Raw genomic sequence first — 23,538 nt, 5'->3', positions numbered from 1 at the left:
TCAGGGCAACGCCGGATCGACATCAATTGTCGCTACGGTAAAGATTCATTAAGCTAAGGGCTGGAACATGCTTGCGTGACCAGCATAGACAGCAATTCTCCCACAGAATCGAATTCTTGTAACCATGACCAAATACGGACTTCGCGCCCGGGTTTTCACCCTGACATTAGCACCAACCCTGATCATTGGCCTGCTATTGAGCGCATTTTTCACATTGAGCCGCTATCGTGATCTGGAGCATCAGCTGATTGATACCGGGGCCAGCATCATCGAACCGCTGGCGATTGCGACTGAATACGGCATGGCCGACCATAACCGCGAAGCGGTGAGACGCACCATCAGCTATGCCCATCGCAAGCATTCCGATATTGTACGCAGTATTGCGGTGTTCGACGGTAACAATGAGCTGTTTGTCACCTCAAATTTCCATCGGAACTTTGAGGCGCTGATGTTTCCCGATGATCAACCGATCCCCTTCCTGCCTGATATCATCATCAATGACAGCACCATGATCATGCGGGCGCCGATTTTGACAGAAGCCCAGCAAAGTAACCTGTCCGCCCCCGGGTTTCAGGCCAGAGCGCTGGGTTACATTGCCATTGAAATGGACATGAGCCCGCTGCGGTTGCAGCAGTATCAGGAAGTCTTTACGGCGCTGATGGTCTTGCTGCTGGGACTGATCCTGTCCGGCTTATTTGCCTATCGCCTGATGCGCGATGTCACCCGCCCGATTTCGCACATGATCAGTGTGGTGGACCGGATCCGCCGCGGGCATCTCGATATCCGGATTGAAGGGGAACTGCTGGGCGAGCTGGATAACCTGAAAAACGGTATCAATGCCATGGCCATTTCGCTGTCGGACTACCACATCGAAATGCAGCAAAGCATCGATCAGGCCACGTCCGATCTGCGTGAAACCTTAGAGCAGCTCGAGATCCAGAACGTCGAGCTGGATATCGCCAAAAAGCGCGCGCAGGAAGCCGCCCGGGTCAAATCCGAATTTCTGGCCAATATGTCTCATGAGTTGCGAACCCCACTAAACGGCGTCATCGGCTTTACCCGCCAGATGCTCAAAACCCGGCTCAGTGCCAGTCAGCACGATTACCTGCTGACGATCGAAAAATCCGCCAACAACCTGCTGACTATCATCAATGACATTCTGGACTTTTCCAAGCTGGAAGCCGGAAAGCTGCTGCTGGAAAATATTCCGTTCGACTTCACCGACTCGCTGGATGAAGTCATGCGACTGCTGGCTCCCAGCGCCCACGAAAAAGGTCTGGAACTGACCCTGCGGGTTGATCAGCGCATCCCAACCGGCCTGATTGGCGATCCGCTGCGAATTCAGCAAGTGCTGACCAACCTGATCGGTAACTCAGTGAAATTTACCGAGCGCGGCAATATCGACATTGCCGTCGAGCTCAAAGCCGATCGCGATGAGAGCCTCGAATTGCAATTTATGGTCCGCGATACCGGGATTGGGATCTCAGAGCGCCAGCAAGCGCAATTATTCCAGGCCTTCAGCCAGGCTGATGCCAGTATTTCACGTCGCTACGGCGGAACCGGGCTGGGGCTGGTGATCACCCAGAAACTGGTCACTCAGATGGGGGGCGAAATCAGCCTGACCAGTCGTCTGCATCAGGGCTCAACCTTCTGGTTTACCCTCAAACTCACCAAAACGGATCTGCCGGTATCGCAACCCATTGATACCAGCGAGCTGAAAAACCGCCACCTGCTGCTGATCGAACCCAACCTGCAGGCGGCCAACGTGCTGCAGCAACGCCTGCTGCAAGCCGGGCTAGATGTGACCTACCGGGCCGACATGCCGGAGGACGATGTCGAACATCACGACTTTGCCCTGCTCTGCCTGTCGCCAGGCGAACAGCCGCCACTGGCCACCATTCTGGATAAAGTCTTTAAAGCCGAGCAACTGGCCGACAAAGTCTTGGTATGTCTGCCCACCACAGAACTGGCGTTGTCCGAACGCTTGCTCAGTGCCGGAGTGACAGCTTGCCTGGGTAAACCGCTGGCCCGCCGTAAACTGTTCGATGCCTTGATTGGCCAGACCGATCCGCAGGAAGAGCCTGAGCCACTGCCACTGGCTGCCGCGAACGATGCTCTGCTGCCTCTTACTGTGATGGCGGTTGATGACAACCCGGCGAACCTGAAGCTGATCGCCGCCCTGCTCAGTGAACGGGTCGAAACCGTGATTACCGCCACCGGCGGCCGAAAAGCCGTGGAATACGCGCAGCAGAAAGCCTTTGATTTAATCTTCATGGATATTCAGATGCCTGAGATGGATGGCGTCAGAGCTTGCGAGGCGATTCATGAAACCACACTGAACAGCCATACGCCCGTGATTGCGGTCACCGCCCATGCCATGGCCGGCGAACGCGAGCGCTTGCTTCGTGCCGGGATGGACGATTACCTGACCAAGCCGATTGAAGAGCAGATTTTGCAGCAGATGCTGGCAAAATGGATTCCGCAGCCCCAGAACAACAGTTCAGTACCTGCAGTGGCTTCCGCAGCGCCAACAGTTAAACCAGATACAGCGAACAATAACGTCAGCTGGGACTGGGATCTGGCGTTGAAACAGGCTGCCGGCAAAGAAGGACTGGCCCGGGACATGCTGCAGATGCTGCTCGATTTTATGCCCGAAGTGGAAATGCTGGTCAATGAAGTGCTGGACGGCAAAGACATTGACCTGTGGCCGTCTATCCACAAACTGCATGGCAGTTGCGCCTACAGTGGCGTGCCAAGACTGAAAAACCTCTGTTACACCCTGGAAACCCAGCTCAAAGCCGGGAGTTCAGCGACCGAGCTGGAACCGGAGCTGTTCGAGCTAATCGACGAAATGAACAATGTGGTCAGGGCGTCACAGGCCTACCGGCAGTAACAACGGAGTCCAGGAAAACAAAAGGCCAGACTGACGTCTGGCCTTTGTTCAATTGCCTGAAATGCACATCGCTGCCTCAGCCCGTTTCCAGGATTACAGTCGCGACAGCATAGTGTTTTTCATCGGCAATGGTCAGGTGAATATGGCGGACCGCCATCTGCGCGGCCAGTTCGGCCGCTTTCCCGGCCAATGTTAACTCTGGCTTACCGCGTTCGTTATTGGTGACGATAAAATCCTGAAACGAAACACCACAGGCAATGCCTGTACCCAACGCTTTGGCGGCCGCTTCTTTGACCGCAAAACGCTTGGCCAGGTAGCGGCCAGCCTGCTTATGCTGACTGAAAATGATTAACTCTTCAGGTGTCAGTACCCGCCGGGCAAACGTCTCACCGGCACGGTCGAGTACATGCTCGACACGGGCAATTTCAGCAATGTCTGTTCCCAGACCGACGATCGCCATGTTACCAGCGCGCTTCCAGCATCACGGCTTTCATGTCTGCCACGGCTTTATGCAGGCCGTCAAACACGGCGCGACCGATGATGGCATGACCAATATTGAGCTCGTAAATCTCCGGCAGAGCCGCAATCGGTTTGACATTGTGATAAGTCAGGCCATGGCCGGCATTGACCTTGATACCCTGATCATGGGCGTAACTGGCGGCGGCGGCAATTTTCTTCAGCTCGGCCTGTTGCTCAGTTTCCGATGTCGCATCCGCGTAATGGCCGGTGTGTAGCTCAATATAAGGTGCGCCACAGGCCACCGCGGCATCAATCTGCGCGCGATCGGCATCAATAAACAGGGAAACCAGAATACCTGCAGCAGAGAGTTTCTCGGTCGCCGCTTTCACTTTGTCCAGCTGACCCACCACATCCAGACCGCCTTCTGTGGTCAGCTCTTCGCGCTTTTCCGGTACCAGGCAGACGAACTCAGGTTGAGTGTCCAGTGCTATTTGCACCATCTCATCGGTCACTGCCATTTCCAGATTCATACGCGTCTGAATGGTGTCACGCAGAATACGGACATCGCGGTCAGTAATATGACGACGGTCTTCGCGTAAATGAATGGTAATACCATCAGCGCCTGCGCGTTCTGCCACTTCTGCTGCATGCACCGGATCCGGATACCGGGTGCCGCGGGCATTACGCAAAGTTGCAACGTGGTCGATATTGACGCCGAGCAGTATATTCTTCATGTAGCGGTACTCCTTCCTCTAGGGATAAACAATTCCCTGCTTTTTAATGGTTTGCTGCCAAGATACGGTTTCAGGGCCATGCGTGTAAAGCGCTTTGCGGCCCTGAGCTGATCCTGGGTTTCAAAATGCCGGGCGGCAATGGCTTTGAGTTGTCGACCGGTAAACGTCAGCTGCCCGCTCACCACTGAAGCCATAAACCCTTTTTGCTCCCGATAGTTATAGGTCATTTCATCGTCAACAGGCAGCCCGCTGCCTGCACAATGTAGGAAATCCACCCCGTAGCCCAAGTGATCCAGCAATGCCAGCTCAAAACGCCGTAATGCCGGTTCGGGATTGTCTGCCTGAGCAAGCTCCCGCAATACATTGAGATAATCCAGAAACAGCGCAGGATAAGGCGTCTGAACTTCCAGCACCCGGGCCAGGATCTCATTCACATACAAGGCGGAATACAGGATATAGCTGCGCATGGGCAGCCCGATACTGATAGGTTCGGCATGGGTCAGCACCGGCATACTGCCACGGCCAGTCCATTTCATGAATAGTGGGGTAAATGGCTGAAGCGCTCCTTTGAGATTGGAGCGCTTACGGCGGGCACCTTTAGCCATCAGGGTGATCCGGCCGGACTCTTCGCTGAAGACGTCCAGGATCAGGCTCGTCTCACTGTAGTGACGAGAGTGCAGAACAAAACAGCGCTGCAACCCTTCCATCGCTGTCCTTAAAGATCGTCGATATAGCCAAGACTACGCAGGGCGCGTTCGTCATCTGCCCAACCGGATTTCACTTTCACCCACAGCTCAAGGTACACCTTGCGCTCGAACAGATCTTCCATGTCCAGACGGGCTTCGCGGCCAATGGTTTTGATCTTCTCGCCACCTTTGCCGATCACCATCTTCTTCTGGCCTTTACGCTCGACCAGGATCAGGCCGTTGATATCAAAACCATCGGTCTCCGGGTTGTAGTCAAAGCGTTCAATTTCAACGGTCACAGAATAGGGCAGTTCTTCGCCGGTAAAGCGCATCAGTTTTTCACGGATAATTTCCGAGGCCATAAAGCGCTGCGAGCGATCAGTCACATACTCTTCCGGGAAGTAATACTCCCCTTCCGGCAGACAATCGCGGACGATCTTCTCGACATCATCAATCCCGGTGCCGTGTTTGGCCGCAATCGGGACAATGGCCTTGAAGTCCATTTTTTTCGCCAGCTCCTGCATATGCGGGAACAGATCGTACTTCATTTTGACGTTATCAACTTTGTTGACCAGCAGCACCACAGGCAGGCCGCTTTTCGCCAGCTTGTTGAGCACCATTTCATCGTCCGGCGTCCACATGGTGCCGTCCACCAGAAACAGCACTAATTCCACATCGGTCAGCGAGCTGCTGGCCGCACGGTTCATCAGGCGGTTAATGGTGCGCTTTTCCTCGATATGCAGCCCTGGGGTATCCACATAGACCGCCTGGTAACCATCTCGGGTGTCCACACCCATAATCCGGTGGCGAGTGGTTTGCGGCTTGCGCGAGGTGATCGACAACTTCTGCCCGACCAGACGATTCAGCAGTGTTGATTTACCGACATTCGGACGGCCAACGATGGCAATAAAGCCACAATGTGTTTTCTCTGTCATGATTCTAACTGCTTCAATGCCAGTTCTGCCGCAGCCTGCTCAGCCTTGCGCCGACTACCGCCTTTACCAACCACAGGGTTATCCAGCCCCGAGACGTCGCACTGTACAGTGAATTCCTGATTGTGCGCTTCACCCTGCACCTTAGTTACAGTATATGCCGGCAGCGGCAAACGACGCCCTTGAAGACATTCCTGCAGACGGGTTTTCGGGTCTTTCTGGTTGATACCCGGCTGAATCGTATCCAGACGACTCTGGTACCAGCGCAACACAATCTGGCGGACACATTCGATATCACTGTCGAGATAAATTGCCCCGATAATGGCTTCGACACAATCTGCCAGAATGGAGTCACGGCGATAACCGCCACTTTTCAGTTCGCCCGGCCCCAGCAACAGATGGTCACCCAGCTCGAATTCACGGCCTAATTCCGCCAGCGTTTTGCCCCGGACCAGCGTGGCGCGCATGCGGCTCATGTCGCCTTCGTCGACCTTAGGGAAGCGATGATACAGATCATCGGCAATCACAAAGCTCAGGATAGAGTCACCCAGAAACTCCAGACGCTCATTGTGCGTCCCGTTGGCGCTGCGATGAGTGAGCGCCAGGGTCAGTAATTCACTGTTCTTAAATTCGTGTCCCAGCTTACGCTGGAGTCTTTGTACAGGAGATGTCATTTTTTCCCGATCAGTCTATGCCTCCGATGCGGCTGAAGCGCACACCGGTAGGAATCCAAGAGGGAAGTACACTATCGGCACTTCGTTCAAATTCAAAGCTGATCCAGATCCCGACCGCCTTGCCAACCAGATTTGCTTCCGGTACAAAACCCCAGTAGCGGCTGTCGGCACTGTTATCACGATTGTCACCCATCACGAAGTACTGACCCTCAGGAACCACCCACTCAGCCAGACCCGGACGCGGTTGATAATCAAACGTCTGATTCGGCCTGAGCGGATGGATCAGAATGTCATGTTTGACCTCACCGAGCTGCTCAGTAAACTGAACCAGCCGGGTTCTGTTCTGAACAAAGTCACTGTCGTGCATTTGGCTCATCATCACAGGTTTACATTCTGTGGTGCCTTTGGGTGCAATACAGATCTGCTTATTGTCACTATAGCGGACTAAATCACCGGGCAGACCCACAACACGTTTGATGTAATCCACGTTAGGACTGACCGGGTATTTAAAGACGGCAATGTCTCCGCGCTCAGGTTCGCCAGTTTCCACCAGTTTATGACGGAAAACAGGATCGCGCAGACCATAAGCAAATTTTTCAACCAGAATGAAATCACCAACCAGCAAGGTTGGCATCATCGAACCGGATGGGATCTGGAACGGCTCATAAATAAACGAGCGAAACACCATGATAATCGCAATCACAGGGAACATGGAGCTGGTGGACTCGACCCAGCCAGGCTGAGGCGCAACGGCTTCTAAGGTTTTAGCATCCACCTGACCACCGGCATTTGCCGCCGCCGCATCAATTTTCAGCTGACGTTTCGGTGCCCAGATAAACCGGTCCAGTGCCCAGATAACCCCGGTCACTAGGGTTGCCAGCACTAAAATTAACGAAAACAGATTTGCCATTGCTGTTCCTAATGTCCCTATGATGAATGTTTCATGGTCTCTCAGGGTCGGAAGACCCTAACCATTCCGCCGCATAATGCGGCGGAAGGCGGACTCGAATTATTTGTCTTTACCTACATGCAGTATGGCCAGGAAGGCTTCCTGCGGCAGTTCGACATTGCCGATCTGCTTCATTCGCTTTTTACCTTCTTTCTGCTTCTGCAGCAGCTTTTTCTTACGGCTCACGTCACCACCGTAACACTTGGCGATAACGTTTTTGCGTAGCTGTTTCACGGTCGAGCGAGCAATAATGTGGTTACCGATCGCTGCCTGAATCGCAATATCAAACATCTGGCGAGGAATGAACTCTCTCATTTTCTCAACCACATCACGACCACGGGATTGCGCATGGTCTTTGTGAGTAATAATCGCCAATGCATCAACACGGTCACCATTGAGCAGGATATCCACCCGAACCATGTCGGATTCCTGATAACGCTGGAAACCATAATCCAGAGATGCATAGCCGCGTGATGTCGATTTCAGACGGTCGAAGAAATCCAGAACCACTTCTGACATCGGAATATCATACGTCAGTGCCACCTGGTTACCGTGGTACACCATGTCGACCTGAGAGCCACGTTTTTCCACACACAGTGTGATCACGTTACCCAGATATTCGCTTGGCACCAGAATGTTACAGCGGGCAATCGGCTCACCAATGACTTCAATATCATTGATAGGCGGCAGTTTGGCCGGGCTGTCAACATACAGCATGTCGCCGTTACTCTTCTTCACCTCATACACAACCGTCGGTGCTGTGGTGATCAGATCCAGATCGTATTCACGCTCCAGACGCTCCTGAATGATTTCCATGTGCAACATGCCCAGGAAACCACAACGGAAGCCAAAGCCCAGCGCAGCCGAGCTTTCCGGCTCATAGAACAGCGAAGCATCATTCAGGCTCAGCTTGCCCAGTGCATCACGAAAGTTCTCATAATCGTCAGACGAGACCGGGAACAGGCCGGCATACACCTGAGGTTTCACTTTCTTAAAGCCTGGCAGCGCCTTTTCACAGCCGTTCTTGGCCAGTGTCAGGGTATCGCCCACCGGCGCGCCCAGGATATCTTTAATACCACAGACCACCCAGCCCACTTCGCCCGTTTTCAGAATGTCTTTATCCACCTGTTTCGGGGTAAAGATACCGATACGGTCAACATTCCAACTCTGTCCTGTGCTCATGACTTTGATCTTGTCGTTTTTCTTCAGGGCACCGTTTTTAATGCGGACCAGAGAAACAACACCCAGGTAGTTATCGAACCAGGAGTCAATGATCAGCGCCTGCGGCGGCGCATCCGGATCGCCTTCCGGCGCAGGGATCGAGCGCACGATATTTTCCAGCACCTCGTCAACCCCCAGACCAGTTTTGGCGGAGCAGCGCGTGGCTTCTAACGCATCAATACCGACGATTTCTTCAATCTCTTCCGCAACACGCTCAGGATCAGCAGCTGGCAGATCGATCTTGTTCAGGATCGGCACAACTTCCAGATCCATTTCAATCGCGGTATAACAGTTCGCCAGTGTCTGGGCTTCCACGCCCTGACCGGCATCGACCACCAGCAGCGCACCCTCACAGGCCGCCAGAGAACGGGAAACTTCATAGGAAAAGTCGACGTGTCCCGGGGTGTCGATAAAGTTCAGTTGATAGGTTTCACCATCTTTTGCCGTGTAATTGAGCGTCACGCTCTGGGCCTTGATGGTGATGCCACGTTCACGTTCCAGATCCATTGAATCCAGTACCTGCGCAGCCATTTCACGATCGGAAAGGCCACCGCAGACTTGAATCAAGCGGTCAGATAACGTCGACTTACCGTGGTCGATATGTGCAATAATCGAAAAGTTACGAATGTGCTTCATGAATTGGCGTGACTAACTCGTGATTAAAAAATGAATGGGATCTTACGATCAAGTTGGCAGATTCTACCGAATTTCAACGGCTGCTGCTATCTTTCGATAATGCATTTGTTTCCAGCCCTTGTGTGACAGGCTTTCCGAGCACCCGGATCAGGCTGGGTTGATAATCGCCCTGAGCCGATAATCCTCTGGCACGGTATCGCGCAATCAGCAGCCCCAGCGCTCCGCCTGCAAGGGCGCCAGCTATCACACCGCCTTCGCCGCCACCGGCCAGTTCGACAAACCACCACTGGCCCAGCAAAGTCCCCAGTAACAAAGTGACTAACGGCAGCACGTAAACCAACAGCGCCGATTGCAGTACACTGCGCTCAGATAATCCGATTTCGACCAGTTGTCCAATATGAATGGGCTCACGAATATGCGCTGTCGATACCGTCAGCTGATGCTGGCGACCAGGCAAAACTTTGCTGACCACACCTGTGCCACAGCTGTTTTGCGAGGCACAGGAGCCGCAGCTGGTTTGCTGCTGACAACTCACGGTGATCTGCTTTTTATCAACGGCCACCACTGTGGCCAGTGAATGCATCATGGCTGCCTGGCTCCCTGAAAAGAGACCGACTCAGCCACCCGGCGCGCCGTTGCCGGCGGTATGTCACCGACAACCGTGATCTCTTTGTCTTTCAGTAACTGGCTGTGCAGCGTACGACGCCCCTGGCGAACCAGTTGCTCACGCACACTGAAGCCATCTGCGGCCGAGACATAAATTGAGAAACTAAACAGCCCATCCGTGTACATCTGGCTTTCAACCGGACGCTCAGTCAGCATCAGACGGTGCCTGTTATGCGAAATACTCTCAAAGCCCAGCGGCAGCCAGTCGACCTGCCAGGACAACTCCACCTGGGGCTGTGGCGGTAACTGAACCACCTCAGGCAACTTAACTGATTTGAGACTTTCCAGAATATCGGCGACTTTCTCATTCACAACATACGACACAGCCCGGTACTGCTCTAAAGGCTCACCGTCCCGATCCAGCAGATCAGCCCGCAAGACTAAATGCGTACGGGTGTCCATCCACAACAGGTAGGAATAGCGGGCGCCGTCTTTGGGTGCAATCCGTACCACATCACAGGCAGTCCCCGCTTCACGGGAGCGTCCCATGGGAATGAAGTCATAAAACTGGGCCAGCTCAGCCACGTTGGTGCGCATAATTGGTGGCAAAGGGGCGACCATACGATTGCTGTCGATCGTAAAGGGGTCCAGCCCGGGCTCAAAATAACTGACTTCTTTGCCACGCTGAATCACCTCACGCGGCGGGCCGCTGAGGTAAACCAGGTGTGCAAAAGTCTCCCCGTCTTCTACCGCATGGCGATAGCGTAAGGGTTCAATACTGTTTTTCTTGATGAGGATATAAGACACCTCATAGCTCAACTGCCTGGTTGCCTGATCCATTTGATGCAACAAAGCCTCTGCAGAAGTCATCGCGTCTTCTTCCGCAGAGGCTTGCCAAGGCATAGCCAAGCTGACCAGTGTCAGAGCACCGACCAGAATTTTCTTCATATCACCGCCACGAATCAGTGTGATTCCAACAGGGTTCTATCCAGACTGCCGTCTTCCGCATTCAGGCGCAGTTGCAACTCATAGTCCTGCAACATCGCATTAATGCGACGTCTTTGTTCCATCAGTTGTGCTTCGCTTGGCGATTCAGTCCGGGTCCGAACAGAATCGCGCGTCAGGCTGACAGGTTCAGCAGTGCCGGCAAAAGGAATGGTCTGTAAAACAGGCACCTGAGTATTCGCATCACTCGCGAACCCAGCCTCTTCACCACCGTTATATTGTTGTACGCCGACTATCACTGCCAAAGAAACACAGGCCGCTAAAGCCACCTGACCAAATTGTGTCAGCCAGGCTGGCAGGGTGCGGCGAGCCTGATGGGGCTTAGGTTGCTCCACCTGCGGCAGAGACACCACATTCGCCGCCACGACACTACCGGCGTCAGCCAGACTGTGCGCGGGTTCATTCTCGAGCGCCATCGCCACTTTTCCGGCGATATCCCATTTAGGATGCCCTGGCGCCTCACCGTGCATCACATCGCTCATCAATTGATAAGCTTGCCAGCTTTGCTTTGCATGATCATCCACCAAAAGCTGGTTAATGATACTTTGATCAACGTCTTCACCATCAAGCAAAGCCGAAATCTTTTCTTTATCAGCCATCTTTGTCACCGTTTGGCCCAAATATTAGCGCTGCATTAGGGGGGCAATACGTTTTTCTACCGCCTCCCGAGCCCGGAAAATACGGGAACGTACCGTACCCACCGGACAGCCCATGACTTCCGCAATTTCCTCGTAACTCAATCCTTCAAGTTCGCGAAGCGTAATTGCAGTTTTCAAATCATCCGGGAGGCTTTCTATGGTACTGAATACCACCCGCTTCAATTCATCAGACAACATTTGGTTCTCAGGGTTCGAAATTTCTTTTAATGCACTGCCATTTTCATAGTACTCGGCATCTTCCGCATCCACGTCTGTCGCCGGCGGGCGACGTCCCTGAGCAACCAAATAATTTTTAGCCGTGTTCACGGCGATACGATACAGCCAAGTATAAAATGCACTTTCCCCACGAAAAGACGGTAGCGCACGGTAAGCTTTGATAAAGGCTTCCTGCGCCACATCCGGCACATCACCGGAATTGCCAACATATCGGGCAATCAGGTTGCAAACCTTATTCTGGTACTTGACGACCAGTAAATTAAAGGCTTGCTTGTCCCCTCGTTGTACTCGCTCAATCAGTGCCTGGTCAGTTAACTGCTCGCTCATTCGAGCGTGTACTCCTCTGTCTGTGACAAGGTCATTTCTGTTCTGAACCGAACCGGATGCAGCCATTTTACCCATCCTGTATTCAGAACTATTTATATTCTATGGACATAGAAGCCTAAAGAATTACTGACCCCAAAAAAAGCGCAAAGTTCCCGCACACCTTACTGGCACATTCGTCCGGGTGCAACTGCCATTCATTCTGGCAGATGAACACCGTCTGGGGCAATTTGCCTTACCCAGCTTTACAGATCAAAAAAGCCCCACATACAGGGTTTTTTGGTAATATGGCGAGCTTACCACAGGGATATGAGATCAATATGAACGAGAACCGAGAACACAGTTGTGACGTCCTGGTCATCGGTAGCGGCGCAGCAGGCCTCTCTCTGGCCTTACGTCTGGCTCCGATGTGTAAAGTGCTCGTCCTGAGCAAAGGCCCACGGAGTGAAGGGGCGACTTACTATGCTCAGGGCGGTATCGCTGCTGTTTTTGATGAAACAGACAGTGTGGACTCTCATGTTGAAGATACTCAGATTGCCGGTGCCCATCTTTGTGATGAAGAAGTGGTTCGCTTCATTGCTGAAAATGCCCGCGATTGCGTGCAATGGCTCATCGATGCCGGGGTGCCCTTTGATCAGGAAGACAACAGCACCGATGACCATCCGCGCTATCATCTGACCCGCGAAGGCGGTCACAGCCACCGCCGGATTTTGCATGCCGCCGATGCGACGGGCATGGCGATGCAGATGTCGCTGCAGGACAATGTTCACAACCACCCGAATATTGAAGTGCTGGAGCGCCACAATGCGCTGGATTTGATCACCAGCCACAAAATTGGGGAGACTGATGCACCCAACCGGGTTCTCGGCGCTTATATCTGGAACCGCCAGCGTGAGTCCGTTGAAACCGTGCGCGCCAAATTCGTGGTGCTGGCCACCGGCGGGGCTTCGAAAGTTTATCAGTACACTTCGAACCCGGACGTTTCATCCGGTGATGGCATCGCCATGGCCTGGCGGGCGGGCTGCCGCGTTGCAAATCTGGAATTTAATCAGTTTCATCCCACCTGCCTTTTCCATCCAGAAGCACGTAATTTCCTGCTCACCGAAGCTCTGCGTGGCGAAGGGGCGTATCTGCGCCGCCCGGACGGCTCCCGCTTTATGCAGGAGTTTGACGAGCGTGCTGAGCTGGCCCCGCGGGACGTCGTCGCCCGCGCGATCGACTATGAAATGAAACGACTGGGTGCTGACTGCATGTATCTGGATATCAGCCATAAACCCGCTGATTTTGTGACCAAGCATTTTCCGACCATCTACGAGAAACTGCTCGGCTACGGTATCGACATTACCAAAGATGCCATTCCCGTCGTCCCGGCTGCCCACTATACCTGTGGCGGTGTCATGGTCGACAAGCAGGGGCAAACAGATTTGAACGGCTTGTATGCCATTGGTGAAGTCAGCTATACCGGCCTGCACGGTGCCAACCGCATGGCGTCCAACTCGCTGCTTGAGTGTGTGGTCTATGCCTGGTCGGCGGCCAGCCATATCAGCCAGCACCTTGATGAAATCAAGCTGCCATCGTCTTTGCCGCAGTGGGACGAGAGTAAAGTCTCCAATTCAGACGAAGAAGTCGTCATTCAGCACAACTGGCATGAGCTGCGTCTGTTTATGTGGGACTATGTCGGCATCGTGCGCACCACCAAACGCCTCGAGCGGGCCATGCGCCGGATCCAACTGCTGAAGCAGGAAATTGACGAGTACTACAGTAACTTCCGGGTGTCCAACAACCTGCTGGAGCTGCGCAACTTGCTGCAAGTCGCTGAGCTGATGGTGCGCTGTGCGCTGGAGCGGAAAGAAAGCCGGGGGCTGCATTACACCCTGGATTACCCGGATATGCTGGAGACGCTGTCACCCACTATCTTAGATCCGCGTCATCCAAAATAATAACCAGACCAACGGGAGCCGCACAGGCTCCCGCTTGTCATCTCAGCTCAGCTCAGACCTGATAGGCTTTGATTGCCTGCGATAAGGTATGAGCCTGCACGGACACGGAGTGCGCTGCCTGCGCATTTTCCTGTACCACCACTACATTGCTGTTGGTCACATCACGGATCGACACCACACGAGCGCCAATATCGTCAGACACCTGACTCTGCTGCTCGACCGCCGCAGCGATTTGCATGCTGGAATCCAGTATCCGCTGCATATCGGCAATCACGGTTCGGATCTTCGCCTCGGCACTTTGCGCCTGAGCCACACTGCTCTCCCCTTGCGTCCGGCAGTGCTCAATATGGCTGACCACTTGTTCCGTCTGCTGCTGCAGTGAGCTGATAATGCTGGTAATTTCCTGAGTGGACTGCTGGGTGCGCATGGCCAGAGAGCGAACTTCATCAGCCACCACGGCAAATCCCCGTCCCTGCTCACCGGCCCGGGCGGCCTCAATCGCGGCATTCAATGCCAACAGGTTAGTTTGTTCGGCAATGTTTTTAATCACCACAACCACTGAGCCGATACTGTCTGATAATCCGGAAAGGCTGGACACTTCCTGACTGCTCTGAGCCAGCCCGGCGGACAACTGATCAATCCGTGCCCGTGTTTCGACAACTTCCGCTAACCCCTGCGTGGCTTCATCATGACTGCGACCCGTCTGTGCAGCCGCGTCATGGGTGATATGCGCCACTTCGCTGATGGTCGCCTGCATTTCGGTACTGGCCGCCGCCACCGAATCACTGTCCACCAACTGGGCTGCCAGCGCCTGCTCTGCCTCCTGGCTGCGACGCTGAAGCTGGGCAGAAGCCGCACCGAGCTCAGAGACCGCAGACTGAACATCCCCGACCAGCTTGCGTAAACTGTTCAGCAGAGAGTTAAAATGCGCCCCCATCGCGGCAAGCTCATCTTTACCTGAAGTGTCTGCGCTGAGCGTGAGATCATGACTGGTGGCAATGCGGTTCATTAAACGGCTCAAACGCTCAACCGGCGCCAGAATCGAGACGCTGATTTTCCATGAAAGCGCGATAAGTCCCGCCATAATGAGCGCAACAACAAGCCAGGTCATGCGATTGATAGAAACCTTAACCTGAGCAGCTTCTTGATCGATCTGTTGCTGCATTTGTCCGAATTCAGCCTCAACCTGATGAGATAAAGTGCGGATTTGTCCTCTCAGGCCATCTTTATGTGTCAGGCCAATTCGGGTTTTCTGCGCCACCAGCTGGCTCAATAACTGATTAAATTTACGGTAATCTCGGCCGAACTGGCTTTCCAGCCGGTCGCCATGTTGCGCCACATATGCCTGATAGTCCGCCAGCAAGCCTTTATCATCAGTTGCCGCAAATAACTTTGCGGTCAGTATCAAACGATAGATCTCCAAAGTCTGAGGACTTTCAGACCCCACAGCCATTAACTGCTCACCGCTTTGGTACAGTGACTGATACATTCCTTCCGATGCTGTCAGTCCCAGCGTCTGATAACCTGAGACCAATGCCTGCATACCGGCATGATAGTCATGTATCTGGCTCTGCAGCGATGCCACTTGCGGCAGATGAACCGACAAAGCAGCCAGGTCTTGCTGTAGCTGTGCCAATTGTGACTGAAATTTGCCGTAGTTGTCATTGAAAGTCTGGAGGTACTTCAGATCCATACGTGCCAGAAAATCTTTCTCATTACGCCTGAGATTCAGCAAGGTGACTTCTAATTGATCAAGCTGGCTGCCAGCCGCTTCCATACTGACAAGCTTATGATTGGTATAGCTGTTGATTCCAAACAATAAAAAAATGGCTGTGATACTTAACCCTGCCAGCCCCAGCAGCTTATGCCTAACCTTCATTACACAAAATCCCTTAACAGCATAAAATGTCAGCGTTTTATACACCGAAAAACTAGTAAGGCATTATAAATTCCCAACCTAGGAATTACATCAAATATGAAGCAGAATATTACTCTGTGCGATTTTATAACCGCAATTCGGTAAAAACGAGCCGTTCAAAAATGACATGGCTCCCAGAAACTGCGACTAACCGCAATCAATGCCACCGTCAGCAGTTACGGCAGAAAAGGCTCAGCAAACGAAAATCTTTGTCTGAACAGGCATCACGGCTGACGGCAAGCCAGTAATCCTGATGGGCGTGCTTCAACTCGATGATCAGCAACCGTGAAGTCAGCAGCCGGGTATGGACCAATTGCCAGCGGTTGTGCCGCCATTCAATGTGCCGGTCATCAAATAGAATCAGCGGACCATGAAGGGAAGCAAGCTGGATTCTGGCGCAAAGATACTCGCCCCACAGCCATTCACACAACAGCCACCAGACGGGTACGGGCAGCACATCCACAAACATCAAAAAAGACAACAAGCTTGCCACGGCCAGATATGCTCCGGTTAAAGCGGCAAGCAAGAGAGAAGAAGGGTGAAGCGTCAGGTTAGCGAAGCTTGCTCTTGTTGTGGGCAACAATCTTGTCCACCATTGCAGCATGCGCAGGGTTCGCGCTTTGACCGTGTTCCATCAGCCAGTTGAACAGATCCGGGTCATCGCACGTCAGCAAAGACACAAAATCCTGGCGCTCCTGCGGGTTTAAATCATCAAAGCACTCTTCAAAGAACGGCATGATAATGACGTCCAGCTCCAGCATGCCACGACGGCAGGCCCATCTAATTCGTGCTTTATCGTCTGCACCTATCATTTCCAACCTCAACTCCTGGTGGTGTTCATTCTGCGGCAATACTACCAGCCCGTTTTCCTGCCGACTATCTGCAGTCACAGATGACGCAACAAAATGAGAGCTGGTCGTGATAATCCCCGACACAAAAACGCAGCGACTGTTGCTTGCAGGCTGACAAACTTCAGTCAGAGCGATAACATAACGCTTATTCGCAGCTTTTCTGAAGGCTGGACACCAGCTTTCCTTATCAACGACGGATTCGACTATGAGCACCTGGTCAGATACTTTGCAATTCGACACACTTTCTCTTTCCGCTGACGCTCCGCTGCCATCGCTTGCCCTGGTAAATCTCACCCATTGGGGGCTGGTGACTCTGGTTGGTCAGGACAGCATTTCCTATCTTCAGGGGCAGGTCACCTGCGATGTGGTGTCTCTGCATGCCGGGCAGTCCACCCTTGGGGCACACTGTGATGCTAAAGGTAAGATGCGCACCATTTTCCGCCTCTTTCATCACAGAGACGGTCTGGGCTGGCTGCAACGTAAAAGTGTCATGGACAGCCAGTTACCTGAGCTGAAAAAGTACGCCATCTTTTCAAAAACCACCATAGAGGCCAGTACTGACGCCTTGTTAGGATTAACGGGAGAACAGGCACAAGCCACCATTGACACCGTCTGGGGTGGCGAAGGCGATGTGCGGGCCAGTGAGCATGGCACTGCGGTCAAAATTGATGAACAGCGCTGGTTGATTGCTGCAGACAGCGATACTGTCCGTCACCTGGCCGAGAAGCTCGCCGCCAGCGCCGTACTGTCTGATGATACGCTCTGGGATCTGTACGACATCCGCCAGGGATGCCCTCGGATTGATACCGACACTGAGCTGGAGTTCATCCCGCAATCGATGAACCTGCAGGCTCTGGGCGGTATCAGCTTCAAAAAAGGCTGCTACACCGGCCAGGAAACCGTTGCCAGAGCCAAATGGCGCGGCATCAACAAACGGGCAATGTACATTGTTTCGGGTCAGGCTGAACGCTGCCCGAAAGCCGGCGATGTACTGGAGCGCAGTGTGGGTGACAACTGGCGTAAAGGTGGCACTATCATTGCGGGCTATCAGTTCAGCGATCAACAATCTCTGGCATTGGTCGTCCTGCCCAATGACCTGGAAGAAGGCACCGCCTTCCGCCTGGCTGACGAGCCCGAAAGCCGCTGGCAGCAATTACCATTGCCGTATTCGCTGGAAGAAGACGCGTAATGCTGGATACCCCCATCACACGTTATCTGCAGCAGGAAGGCATCGACTTCCTGCTGCTTCCTCATCACAAACCCGCCCGCACCATTCAAGAAGCTGCGGCAGAGCGCGGAGTAGAAGCACACCGGCTGGTGAAATCGATCTTGCTGCGAGATATGGGCGGGTTACACGTTCTGGCATGTGTGCCCGGTACCCGGCAGGTTGATCCGAAAAAGGTGCGCACCTTATTGAACTGTCGCCGGATGACTTGCGCAGATGCCCAAGATGTTGAAGACGTCACCGGCCTGACTATCGGCACGGTTGCCCCCATCGGACTCAAACAGCCACTGCCTGTGATTTTTGATCGGTCCCTGTGTGAATATCAGACCGTGAATATCAGCAGCGGCAATCGCATGGCGGGTATTGAGCTGGCCATGAGCGACCTGGTTCAGCTGTGTGAGCCACGATATGGTGATATCTGCCGCTAGTCCGGCCACACTTAGTTTCACTTTTTGCGTAACCATTCACCCTTTTCGCACAATAAATCAGAGATCAGAGCAGTTGTCCTCGCTAGCAGAAAATACTTTTTTGCTGTCACCTTTTCACCATCGAGTACAAAAAGACACCAACACATTTCTGTAGCAAATCCCCTCTTGTTACCTGACCGCCCCAAACCAAACACCAATAAAATACTGATATCTAACAATTAAATTAAAATTAATTGACTTCCCCATCGCCAAATCATCACCAGATTGTAATTGAGCACTTACGCTACAAATAAGAATATTATTCTGAATAATGAGAGATATGTAAAAATTAATGACAGCGATGAGCCATTTCACATAAACATTATGCTGAGAATATCACAAATATTTCATAGTCAATTCTTTATAATGGCCCGGTCATAAACACAACAACAATAGAAATAAGGCAAGGTTGCTCATCATTATGCGCATGTTTAAACAATATTTACCGAAACTTGTGGCCAAACACGTTAGCAGGTTATTCAGTGGCCGCTTATACATTGACGGCCGTGGCGGGTATGAATTTGACAATGGCATGCTGAAACTGCCCGTGAAGGCAGAACAACGTCATTTCGAAACAGTCAAAGAAGTCAATCTGGAAATCCGTCGACTCAAAGAAGCCGCTTAATTGTATCAAGGCCGGTTCACAACCGGCCTCATTCAGTCTTGCTCAGCGCTAATCTTCTTCTTCACGCGCTAATTCGGTATAGGCGTTCGCATCCAGTAATTCATCCAGCTCAGCTTCATCATCGGCCTTAATCTGAACCAGCCAGCCATCCCCGTACGGATCGTGATTTAATAACTCAGGAGACATCTCCAGCTCTTCATTGATTGCCACAACAACCCCGGACAAAGGTGCATAGACCTCGGATACCGCTTTGACGGATTCCGCCACCGCAAACTCATCTCCTGCACTGACTGCTCTGTCAACCTCCGGCAAATCAACAAACACCATATCCCCGAGCAATTGCTGCGCATGATCCGTGATGCCAATGGTATAGACACCATCCCCTTCAGGGCGTACCCATTCATGTGATTCGGTGTATTTCAATTCAGAAGGAACGTGAGCCATAAAGTTATCCTTACTAAAGTCTGAAGTGCCCGTTTAGTGATTTGCCAACATAAAAGCAATCACGGGTGAGTCTGATCTTCAGGGCACTGTGCCCTGCCTAAGATTACTTTAGGAGAAAAAAAACAGATTGAAAGCAATTGGACTCACAAAAAAAGCCAGCCGCTGACGCGACTGGCTTTATCAAAACAGTTAAGGTTTCAGGACAAGAGAATCCCGGTCATCAGATCCTTACTCAGCTCTGGCAAGCGCAGGCAATTCTCCCGTCAGTCCCAAAGCTCGGCGCATCAACTGATCTTTGGCGCCTGGCGCATGATTGACCAGCAGCAGTCCAACATCACGGATCAGCTTTTTCGCCGGATGAGTGCCGGCAAACAGTTCCCGGAACGCTTGCATCGCAGCAATCATTTTTGCTGCTTCGGCTTTGCGCCAGCGCTCAAAATAGCGCAGGTGCTGGTGGGCTCCGATATCTTTGTCCTGACGCCACAGCAGACTCACGGTTTCCGCCAGACTGGCAGCATCCAGCAAGCCAAGATTCACACCTTGTCCCGCCAACGGGTGTATCGTATGCGCCGCATCACCAATCAGAGCCACCCGATCGCTTACAAAATCACGGGCATACCGCATTTTCAGTGGCACGACCTGGCGTTCCCCCTCCAGCCTGCACACCCCCAGCCGGCAATCAAAGGCGGCTGACAACTGATGACTAAAGCTGTCGGCATCCAGGGCCATTAAGTCTTCCGCCTTTTGCGGCGACACAGACCACACAATCGAGCACAAATCCGGTTCTGACAAGGGCAGAAATGCCAAAGGGCCGTCCGGCGTAAAAATTTGTCGGGCAGTGCGCCCATGTGATTCTTCACAGCGAATACTTGCCACAATCGCGTGATGGCCATAATCCCAGTGGGTCAGCGGGATATCGATCTGCCTGCGTACCCATGAATTGGCGCCATCCGCCCCCACAACCAGTTTGGCGGTCAGGCTTTGGCCGTTGTCCAGTGTCAGCCAGGCTTCACGCTCACCCAGTGCCAGTTGCTGGCAACGCACCGGGGCAATCATGGTCACATTTGGCTGAGCATTCACTTTGTCCAGCAGTGCCAGCTGAATCACACGATTCTCGACGATATGGCCAAGATCAGGCTGCGCCAGCGAGGCCGCATCAAAACTGATCTGCGCAAAGCTGTCCTGCTCCCAGACATCCATCTGCTGGTAAGGGCTGATTCTGCGCTCCGCCATGCCTTGCCAGGCACCGACTCGGCGCAAAATCCGCTCACTGGCCCGGCTCAATGCAGAAACACGTACATCCGGTAGAGGGGTCAGTTCAGGGTCAGGCAAATGGCCTTCAATGACGGCAATACGGAGATCGGTATCTGCCAGGGCTGCCGCCAGCGTTAAGCCAACCATACCGCCACCAATAATGGCTATATCCACACTTTGCATCATGATTATCTGTCTACCTGTCCCATCGCACGCTTCATCAGCGGCGCTTTAATTGTATCCATCATACTCATCGCCATCAGGCCGGCATTCCGCCCGGCAACCAAAGGCCAGTACTCATTCGCAAACAGTTTCACCAGACCCGTTGTCATCGCCACTGTTGCGGCCTGATCCGGCTCCCGGCGCTGACGAAAGCGGCTCAAAATGGCCATGGAGCCCGGATCTTCACCCGCCTGATAGCCAGCCACCACTTCTTCTGCCAAAGTCACAACATCACGCAAGCCCAGATTGAACCCCTGCCCCGCTATCGGATGCAATGTCTGTGCGGCATTGCCAATCACAGCAAAACGGTGTGAAACCCGGCGCTCAGCCTGACGCAGACTCAGCGGATAGATGAATCGCTGGCCCGTTTTTTCCATCTTGCCCATACGCCAGCCAAAAATGGCCTGTAATTTCGCCAGAAACGTTTCGTCATTCCACGCCATGACTTCCTGCTGCTGCTCCGGCGAGATACACCAGACCAGCGAGCTTCGCCCCTGGCTCATCGGCAGTAAGGCGACCGGGCCATCAGGCGTGAATCGTTCAAAAGCTTCGCCCTGATGAGATAAAGCAGTCGAGACATTGGCAATCACGGCGACCTGTTCAAAATCCAGACTCTGATGGCCTATCCCCAGTTGCGCACAGCAACCCGACACCCCGCCATCGGCCGCGACCAGCAAGCTGGCCTGCAGGGACTCGCCGGTGGACAGCTGCAGACTGACCATTGCCTGATCGCGATGCAGCGAATCAATTCTGGACGGACAAAAGAGATCAATCGCCGCACGTTGCAACAGCTGTTCGTGGAACACGGCTCCCGCCTGCGCCAGTTCAATCACATAACCGAGCGCGCCGAGGCCGTACTCGCTGGCTGACATCCGGGCCAGCCCGAGATGCCCCCGATCAGAGACATGAATACGGGAGATAGCCGTGGCTTCACCGGCCAGGGATGACCAGAGACCGAGTTGCTCCATTAAACGAACGGAGCCTAACGACATGGCAATACTGCGGGCATCATAACCGGGGTGGCCTGTCTGTTCAGGAGAAACCGCTTCTACAACGGCAATGCGCAAGTGCCCCTGGCTCAGGGTATCCAGGGCCAACGCCAGGCTGGCGCCTGTCATGGCCCCACCCGCAATGACAACATCATACTGCTTCATGTCTGTCCTACCTCAAACCAACCCTGTCAGTGCAGCGTTGGCGCATCACCCTGACCAGACTGGTGCCGCGACACCAGCTCGAAATAACAGGTCAGCGCGCACATCCGGACATGCTCAATCACCTGCTCAAACAACGCCGCCTGCTCTTCCAGATCATCCTCATCATCGATCCCCAGCTGCGCAATATCCTGCAAATCACCTAACGCTTCCTGCACCGAAGCCGGCAGCTTTTCCTGATTCAGACCCATCAGACCCAATCCGGACAGAAAACAGTTCACCCATTCACTTAAAGCTTCTGCCCGAACCATCAAATCTTCCTCATCATCTGGTAGCAACAAAGACGCCTCAAAGCCCGTACCGGCCAATTCCTTCGACGTCATGTCCACCAGATGCTGCGTCAGTGTTCTGGCATCACCGCCCAGGGATTCGCCATTGTTCGCGTAATCTGAGATCGGCCCCATCCAGTGCTCGCCGGCAGCGGGTAATCCTCCGCACAGCATGCCCGTCAGTAATCCGTGTAATTCTGAGGGCGTCACCGCCAGAGCCTGACTTTTCAGCGCGGCTTCAACCGCTTCATAAGCCGGCAATTTTACTTCGCTCATGGGCTTTTCACCTTAATAAGATTGGTGTCAGATGGGTTTGTGATATGCTACCACTAAGGCTGGATTCAGGCTAACCTAAAGCAAAAGGCGGTTGATTGAGTCGATATTTTTACTGCCATTCGCTGGCTTAACGGCAAAAATAACGCCGAACTGTTGAAGATTTGTCATCTCTCTTGCGGGCATTTCAGACCGACAGGTCGCAGGCTTGCAAGTTAAATAGGCTTTTTCTATATTAGCGGCCGATCTTCGCTTCACGAATTCACAGTGACTGACACGGATACAAAACAGCTATGAGCTCGCAGGCAGTTGAAATTGAAATTTTAGGCCGTACCATTAAGGTAAATTGCCCCGTTGGCCAGGAAACAGCATTACGGGCAGCCGCGGCGGATTTTGACAGCCGCCTGAATGAACTGTCACAGCGAACCAAAATATCCAACCCGGAGCAGTTACTCATGTTTACCGGGCTGAACATTTGCAGTGAACTGCATAATGAACGAAAAGAATTTAACACCAATGCTGATTCTTTGTCCGAGCGCATCGGCCAATTAACAGAAACTCTGACTGAGGCATTGCAAAATCAACCGCAACGTTGATAATGAATTGACCCTGGGGTGTGCGTCAGCGAATCGACGTCCCCGAGCCGATAAGCAAAAAACCAGGATTTGCTTTTATTAGCTATTGAGCATGCTCAGCACGACTGAGAAGCCTACGGTTAATGTTGCCGATCCACCTTGAACGTCTGGTTCAAGGGCAACAATTCGCAACGGCACCTTGGGGCACCCCCTCTTTTTCTATTCTGCTCACAGCCCGCAGTTCTCTCTTTGAGCAGGCGACGACAGGCA

General features: G+C 53.0%; 24 protein-coding genes and 1 other RNA gene. 7 read left to right on the top strand and 18 right to left on the bottom strand.

Features of this window, described 5'->3' with window-relative positions; genetic code table 11:
• Positions 1-124 precede the first annotated feature (124 nt).
• Positions 125-2,893 (top strand): two-component sensor histidine kinase BarA, encoded by a 2,769-nt coding sequence (barA, locus tag LN341_RS02555; RefSeq protein WP_234203979.1) that lies wholly within the window; start codon positions 125-127, stop codon positions 2,891-2,893.
• Positions 2,894-2,969: 76 nt separating this feature from the next.
• Here the strand turns inward: barA and acpS are convergent, their stop codons facing one another.
• From acpS to rpoE, 11 genes are all read right to left on the bottom strand, one after another.
• Positions 2,970-3,353: a holo-ACP synthase gene (gene acpS, locus LN341_RS02550; protein WP_046222280.1), complete on the bottom strand. Its 384-nt coding sequence runs from the start codon at positions 3,351-3,353 to the stop codon at positions 2,970-2,972.
• A gap of 1 nt (position 3,354) precedes the next feature.
• Positions 3,355-4,086 carry a pyridoxine 5'-phosphate synthase gene (gene pdxJ, locus LN341_RS02545; protein WP_046222279.1) on the bottom strand — a complete coding sequence of 244 codons (732 nt, stop codon included), beginning with the start codon at positions 4,084-4,086 and terminating at the stop codon, positions 3,355-3,357.
• A complete protein-coding gene (gene recO, locus LN341_RS02540; RefSeq protein WP_234203978.1) occupies positions 4,083-4,793 on the bottom strand; it encodes a DNA repair protein RecO in 711 nt (236 codons plus the stop codon). The genes pdxJ and recO overlap by 4 nt, the downstream gene beginning before the upstream one ends.
• Before the next feature lie 8 nt (positions 4,794-4,801).
• Entirely contained in the window at positions 4,802-5,707 is a 906-nt protein-coding gene (era, locus tag LN341_RS02535) for a GTPase Era (RefSeq protein WP_046222277.1), read from the bottom strand.
• Positions 5,704-6,378: a ribonuclease III gene (rnc, locus tag LN341_RS02530; RefSeq protein ID WP_234203977.1), complete on the bottom strand. Its 675-nt coding sequence runs from the start codon at positions 6,376-6,378 to the stop codon at positions 5,704-5,706. The genes era and rnc overlap by 4 nt, the downstream gene beginning before the upstream one ends.
• A 10-nt stretch (positions 6,379-6,388) precedes the next feature.
• The gene (lepB, locus tag LN341_RS02525) at positions 6,389-7,288 is read right to left on the bottom strand and encodes a signal peptidase I (RefSeq protein WP_234203976.1); all 900 of its coding nucleotides are present in this window, start codon (positions 7,286-7,288) and stop codon (positions 6,389-6,391) included.
• 99 nt (positions 7,289-7,387) lie between these two features.
• Complete coding sequence (lepA, locus tag LN341_RS02520; RefSeq protein ID WP_234203975.1) at positions 7,388-9,184, bottom strand: translation elongation factor 4; 1,797 nt, start codon at positions 9,182-9,184, stop codon at positions 7,388-7,390.
• 73 nt (positions 9,185-9,257) lie between these two features.
• Complete coding sequence (locus LN341_RS02515) at positions 9,258-9,770, bottom strand: SoxR reducing system RseC family protein (protein WP_046222273.1); 513 nt, start codon at positions 9,768-9,770, stop codon at positions 9,258-9,260.
• Entirely contained in the window at positions 9,767-10,738 is a 972-nt protein-coding gene (gene rseB, locus LN341_RS02510) for a sigma-E factor regulatory protein RseB (RefSeq protein WP_046222272.1), read from the bottom strand. The genes LN341_RS02515 and rseB overlap by 4 nt, the downstream gene beginning before the upstream one ends.
• A gap of 14 nt (positions 10,739-10,752) precedes the next feature.
• Positions 10,753-11,394, bottom strand: coding sequence for a sigma-E factor negative regulatory protein (locus LN341_RS02505; RefSeq protein ID WP_234203974.1), 642 nt, complete (start codon positions 11,392-11,394; stop codon positions 10,753-10,755).
• A 24-nt stretch (positions 11,395-11,418) separates the two neighbouring features.
• Entirely contained in the window at positions 11,419-11,997 is a 579-nt protein-coding gene (gene rpoE, locus LN341_RS02500; RefSeq protein WP_027253576.1) for an RNA polymerase sigma factor RpoE, read from the bottom strand.
• A 317-nt stretch (positions 11,998-12,314) separates the two neighbouring features.
• Between rpoE and nadB the strand changes: the two genes are divergently transcribed.
• On the top strand, positions 12,315-13,934 hold the full coding sequence (gene nadB, locus LN341_RS02495) for an L-aspartate oxidase (RefSeq protein WP_046222302.1): 1,620 nt from the start codon (positions 12,315-12,317) through the stop codon (positions 13,932-13,934).
• A gap of 52 nt (positions 13,935-13,986) precedes the next feature.
• Here the strand turns inward: nadB and LN341_RS02490 are convergent, their stop codons facing one another.
• The 3 genes from LN341_RS02490 to LN341_RS02480 all read right to left on the bottom strand — a co-directional run bounded on the left by LN341_RS02490 (position 13,987) and on the right by LN341_RS02480 (position 16,664).
• A complete protein-coding gene (locus LN341_RS02490) occupies positions 13,987-15,813 on the bottom strand; it encodes a methyl-accepting chemotaxis protein (RefSeq protein WP_046222270.1) in 1,827 nt (608 codons plus the stop codon).
• 208 nt (positions 15,814-16,021) lie between these two features.
• Positions 16,022-16,432, bottom strand: a complete 411-nt coding sequence (locus LN341_RS02485) for a protein YgfX (protein ID WP_160296985.1) — start codon at positions 16,430-16,432, stop codon at positions 16,022-16,024.
• The gene (locus LN341_RS02480) at positions 16,404-16,664 is read right to left on the bottom strand and encodes a succinate dehydrogenase assembly factor 2 (RefSeq protein ID WP_046222301.1); all 261 of its coding nucleotides are present in this window, start codon (positions 16,662-16,664) and stop codon (positions 16,404-16,406) included. The genes LN341_RS02485 and LN341_RS02480 overlap by 29 nt, the downstream gene beginning before the upstream one ends.
• A 244-nt stretch (positions 16,665-16,908) precedes the next feature.
• Between LN341_RS02480 and ygfZ the strand changes: the two genes are divergently transcribed.
• The 3 genes from ygfZ (at position 16,909) to LN341_RS02465 (ending at position 19,020) form a co-directional block, all read left to right on the top strand.
• Positions 16,909-17,892: a tRNA-modifying protein YgfZ gene (ygfZ, locus tag LN341_RS02475; RefSeq protein WP_046222268.1), complete on the top strand. Its 984-nt coding sequence runs from the start codon at positions 16,909-16,911 to the stop codon at positions 17,890-17,892.
• Positions 17,892-18,356 carry an aminoacyl-tRNA deacylase gene (locus LN341_RS02470; protein ID WP_144409113.1) on the top strand — a complete coding sequence of 155 codons (465 nt, stop codon included), beginning with the start codon at positions 17,892-17,894 and terminating at the stop codon, positions 18,354-18,356. The genes ygfZ and LN341_RS02470 overlap by 1 nt, the downstream gene beginning before the upstream one ends.
• A 460-nt stretch (positions 18,357-18,816) precedes the next feature.
• The gene (locus tag LN341_RS02465; protein WP_046222267.1) at positions 18,817-19,020 is read left to right on the top strand and encodes a DUF1107 domain-containing protein; all 204 of its coding nucleotides are present in this window, start codon (positions 18,817-18,819) and stop codon (positions 19,018-19,020) included.
• A gap of 48 nt (positions 19,021-19,068) precedes the next feature.
• Here LN341_RS02465 and gcvH read toward each other — a convergent pair whose 3' ends face one another.
• From gcvH to LN341_RS02445, 4 genes are all read right to left on the bottom strand, one after another.
• Positions 19,069-19,464, bottom strand: a complete 396-nt coding sequence (gene gcvH, locus LN341_RS02460; protein ID WP_046222266.1) for a glycine cleavage system protein GcvH — start codon at positions 19,462-19,464, stop codon at positions 19,069-19,071.
• Between the two features lie 228 nt (positions 19,465-19,692).
• Complete coding sequence (locus LN341_RS02455; RefSeq protein WP_234203973.1) at positions 19,693-20,904, bottom strand: FAD-dependent 2-octaprenylphenol hydroxylase; 1,212 nt, start codon at positions 20,902-20,904, stop codon at positions 19,693-19,695.
• 2 nt (positions 20,905-20,906) lie between these two features.
• The gene (gene ubiH, locus LN341_RS02450) at positions 20,907-22,094 is read right to left on the bottom strand and encodes a 2-octaprenyl-6-methoxyphenyl hydroxylase (protein WP_234203972.1); all 1,188 of its coding nucleotides are present in this window, start codon (positions 22,092-22,094) and stop codon (positions 20,907-20,909) included.
• A 26-nt stretch (positions 22,095-22,120) separates the two neighbouring features.
• Positions 22,121-22,696 (bottom strand): UPF0149 family protein, encoded by a 576-nt coding sequence (locus LN341_RS02445; RefSeq protein WP_046222263.1) that lies wholly within the window; start codon positions 22,694-22,696, stop codon positions 22,121-22,123.
• Positions 22,697-22,986: 290 nt separating this feature from the next.
• Between LN341_RS02445 and LN341_RS02440 the strand changes: the two genes are divergently transcribed.
• Together LN341_RS02440 and ssrS are read left to right on the top strand one after the other, a co-directional pair.
• The gene (locus LN341_RS02440; protein WP_046222262.1) at positions 22,987-23,289 is read left to right on the top strand and encodes a cell division protein ZapA; all 303 of its coding nucleotides are present in this window, start codon (positions 22,987-22,989) and stop codon (positions 23,287-23,289) included.
• A 7-nt stretch (positions 23,290-23,296) separates the two neighbouring features.
• A non-coding RNA gene (gene ssrS / locus LN341_RS02435) (6S RNA) lies at positions 23,297-23,478 on the top strand.
• The last annotated feature ends 60 nt before the right edge of the window (positions 23,479-23,538 follow it).

Source organism: Photobacterium sp. TLY01 (assembly GCF_021432065.1).
GTDB classification, from domain to species: Bacteria; Pseudomonadota; Gammaproteobacteria; order Enterobacterales; family Vibrionaceae; genus Photobacterium; species Photobacterium halotolerans_A.
The sequence above is the reverse complement of the archived record's forward strand: the minus strand, read 5'-3'. Positions and strand labels throughout refer to the sequence as shown.

Excerpts from the sequence above, each read along its gene's own strand:
- barA (WP_234203979.1), top strand. The coding sequence starts at position 125 with ATGACCAAATACGGACTTCGCGCCCGGGTTTTCACCCTGACATTAGCA.
- acpS (WP_046222280.1), bottom strand. The coding sequence starts at position 3,353 with ATGGCGATCGTCGGTCTGGGAACAGACATTGCTGAAATTGCCCGTGTC.
- pdxJ (WP_046222279.1), bottom strand. The coding sequence starts at position 4,086 with ATGAAGAATATACTGCTCGGCGTCAATATCGACCACGTTGCAACTTTG.
- recO (WP_234203978.1), bottom strand. The coding sequence starts at position 4,793 with ATGGAAGGGTTGCAGCGCTGTTTTGTTCTGCACTCTCGTCACTACAGT.
- era (WP_046222277.1), bottom strand. The coding sequence starts at position 5,707 with ATGACAGAGAAAACACATTGTGGCTTTATTGCCATCGTTGGCCGTCCG.
- rnc (WP_234203977.1), bottom strand. The coding sequence starts at position 6,378 with ATGACATCTCCTGTACAAAGACTCCAGCGTAAGCTGGGACACGAATTT.
- lepB (WP_234203976.1), bottom strand. The coding sequence starts at position 7,288 with ATGGCAAATCTGTTTTCGTTAATTTTAGTGCTGGCAACCCTAGTGACC.
- lepA (WP_234203975.1), bottom strand. The coding sequence starts at position 9,184 with ATGAAGCACATTCGTAACTTTTCGATTATTGCACATATCGACCACGGT.
- LN341_RS02515 (WP_046222273.1), bottom strand. The coding sequence starts at position 9,770 with ATGATGCATTCACTGGCCACAGTGGTGGCCGTTGATAAAAAGCAGATC.
- rseB (WP_046222272.1), bottom strand. The coding sequence starts at position 10,738 with ATGAAGAAAATTCTGGTCGGTGCTCTGACACTGGTCAGCTTGGCTATG.
- LN341_RS02505 (WP_234203974.1), bottom strand. The coding sequence starts at position 11,394 with ATGGCTGATAAAGAAAAGATTTCGGCTTTGCTTGATGGTGAAGACGTT.
- rpoE (WP_027253576.1), bottom strand. The coding sequence starts at position 11,997 with ATGAGCGAGCAGTTAACTGACCAGGCACTGATTGAGCGAGTACAACGA.
- nadB (WP_046222302.1), top strand. The coding sequence starts at position 12,315 with ATGAACGAGAACCGAGAACACAGTTGTGACGTCCTGGTCATCGGTAGC.
- LN341_RS02490 (WP_046222270.1), bottom strand. The coding sequence starts at position 15,813 with ATGAAGGTTAGGCATAAGCTGCTGGGGCTGGCAGGGTTAAGTATCACA.
- LN341_RS02480 (WP_046222301.1), bottom strand. The coding sequence starts at position 16,664 with ATGATAGGTGCAGACGATAAAGCACGAATTAGATGGGCCTGCCGTCGT.
- ygfZ (WP_046222268.1), top strand. The coding sequence starts at position 16,909 with ATGAGCACCTGGTCAGATACTTTGCAATTCGACACACTTTCTCTTTCC.
- LN341_RS02470 (WP_144409113.1), top strand. The coding sequence starts at position 17,892 with ATGCTGGATACCCCCATCACACGTTATCTGCAGCAGGAAGGCATCGAC.
- LN341_RS02465 (WP_046222267.1), top strand. The coding sequence starts at position 18,817 with ATGCGCATGTTTAAACAATATTTACCGAAACTTGTGGCCAAACACGTT.
- gcvH (WP_046222266.1), bottom strand. The coding sequence starts at position 19,464 with ATGGCTCACGTTCCTTCTGAATTGAAATACACCGAATCACATGAATGG.
- LN341_RS02455 (WP_234203973.1), bottom strand. The coding sequence starts at position 20,904 with ATGATGCAAAGTGTGGATATAGCCATTATTGGTGGCGGTATGGTTGGC.
- ubiH (WP_234203972.1), bottom strand. The coding sequence starts at position 22,094 with ATGAAGCAGTATGATGTTGTCATTGCGGGTGGGGCCATGACAGGCGCC.
- LN341_RS02445 (WP_046222263.1), bottom strand. The coding sequence starts at position 22,696 with ATGAGCGAAGTAAAATTGCCGGCTTATGAAGCGGTTGAAGCCGCGCTG.
- LN341_RS02440 (WP_046222262.1), top strand. The coding sequence starts at position 22,987 with ATGAGCTCGCAGGCAGTTGAAATTGAAATTTTAGGCCGTACCATTAAG.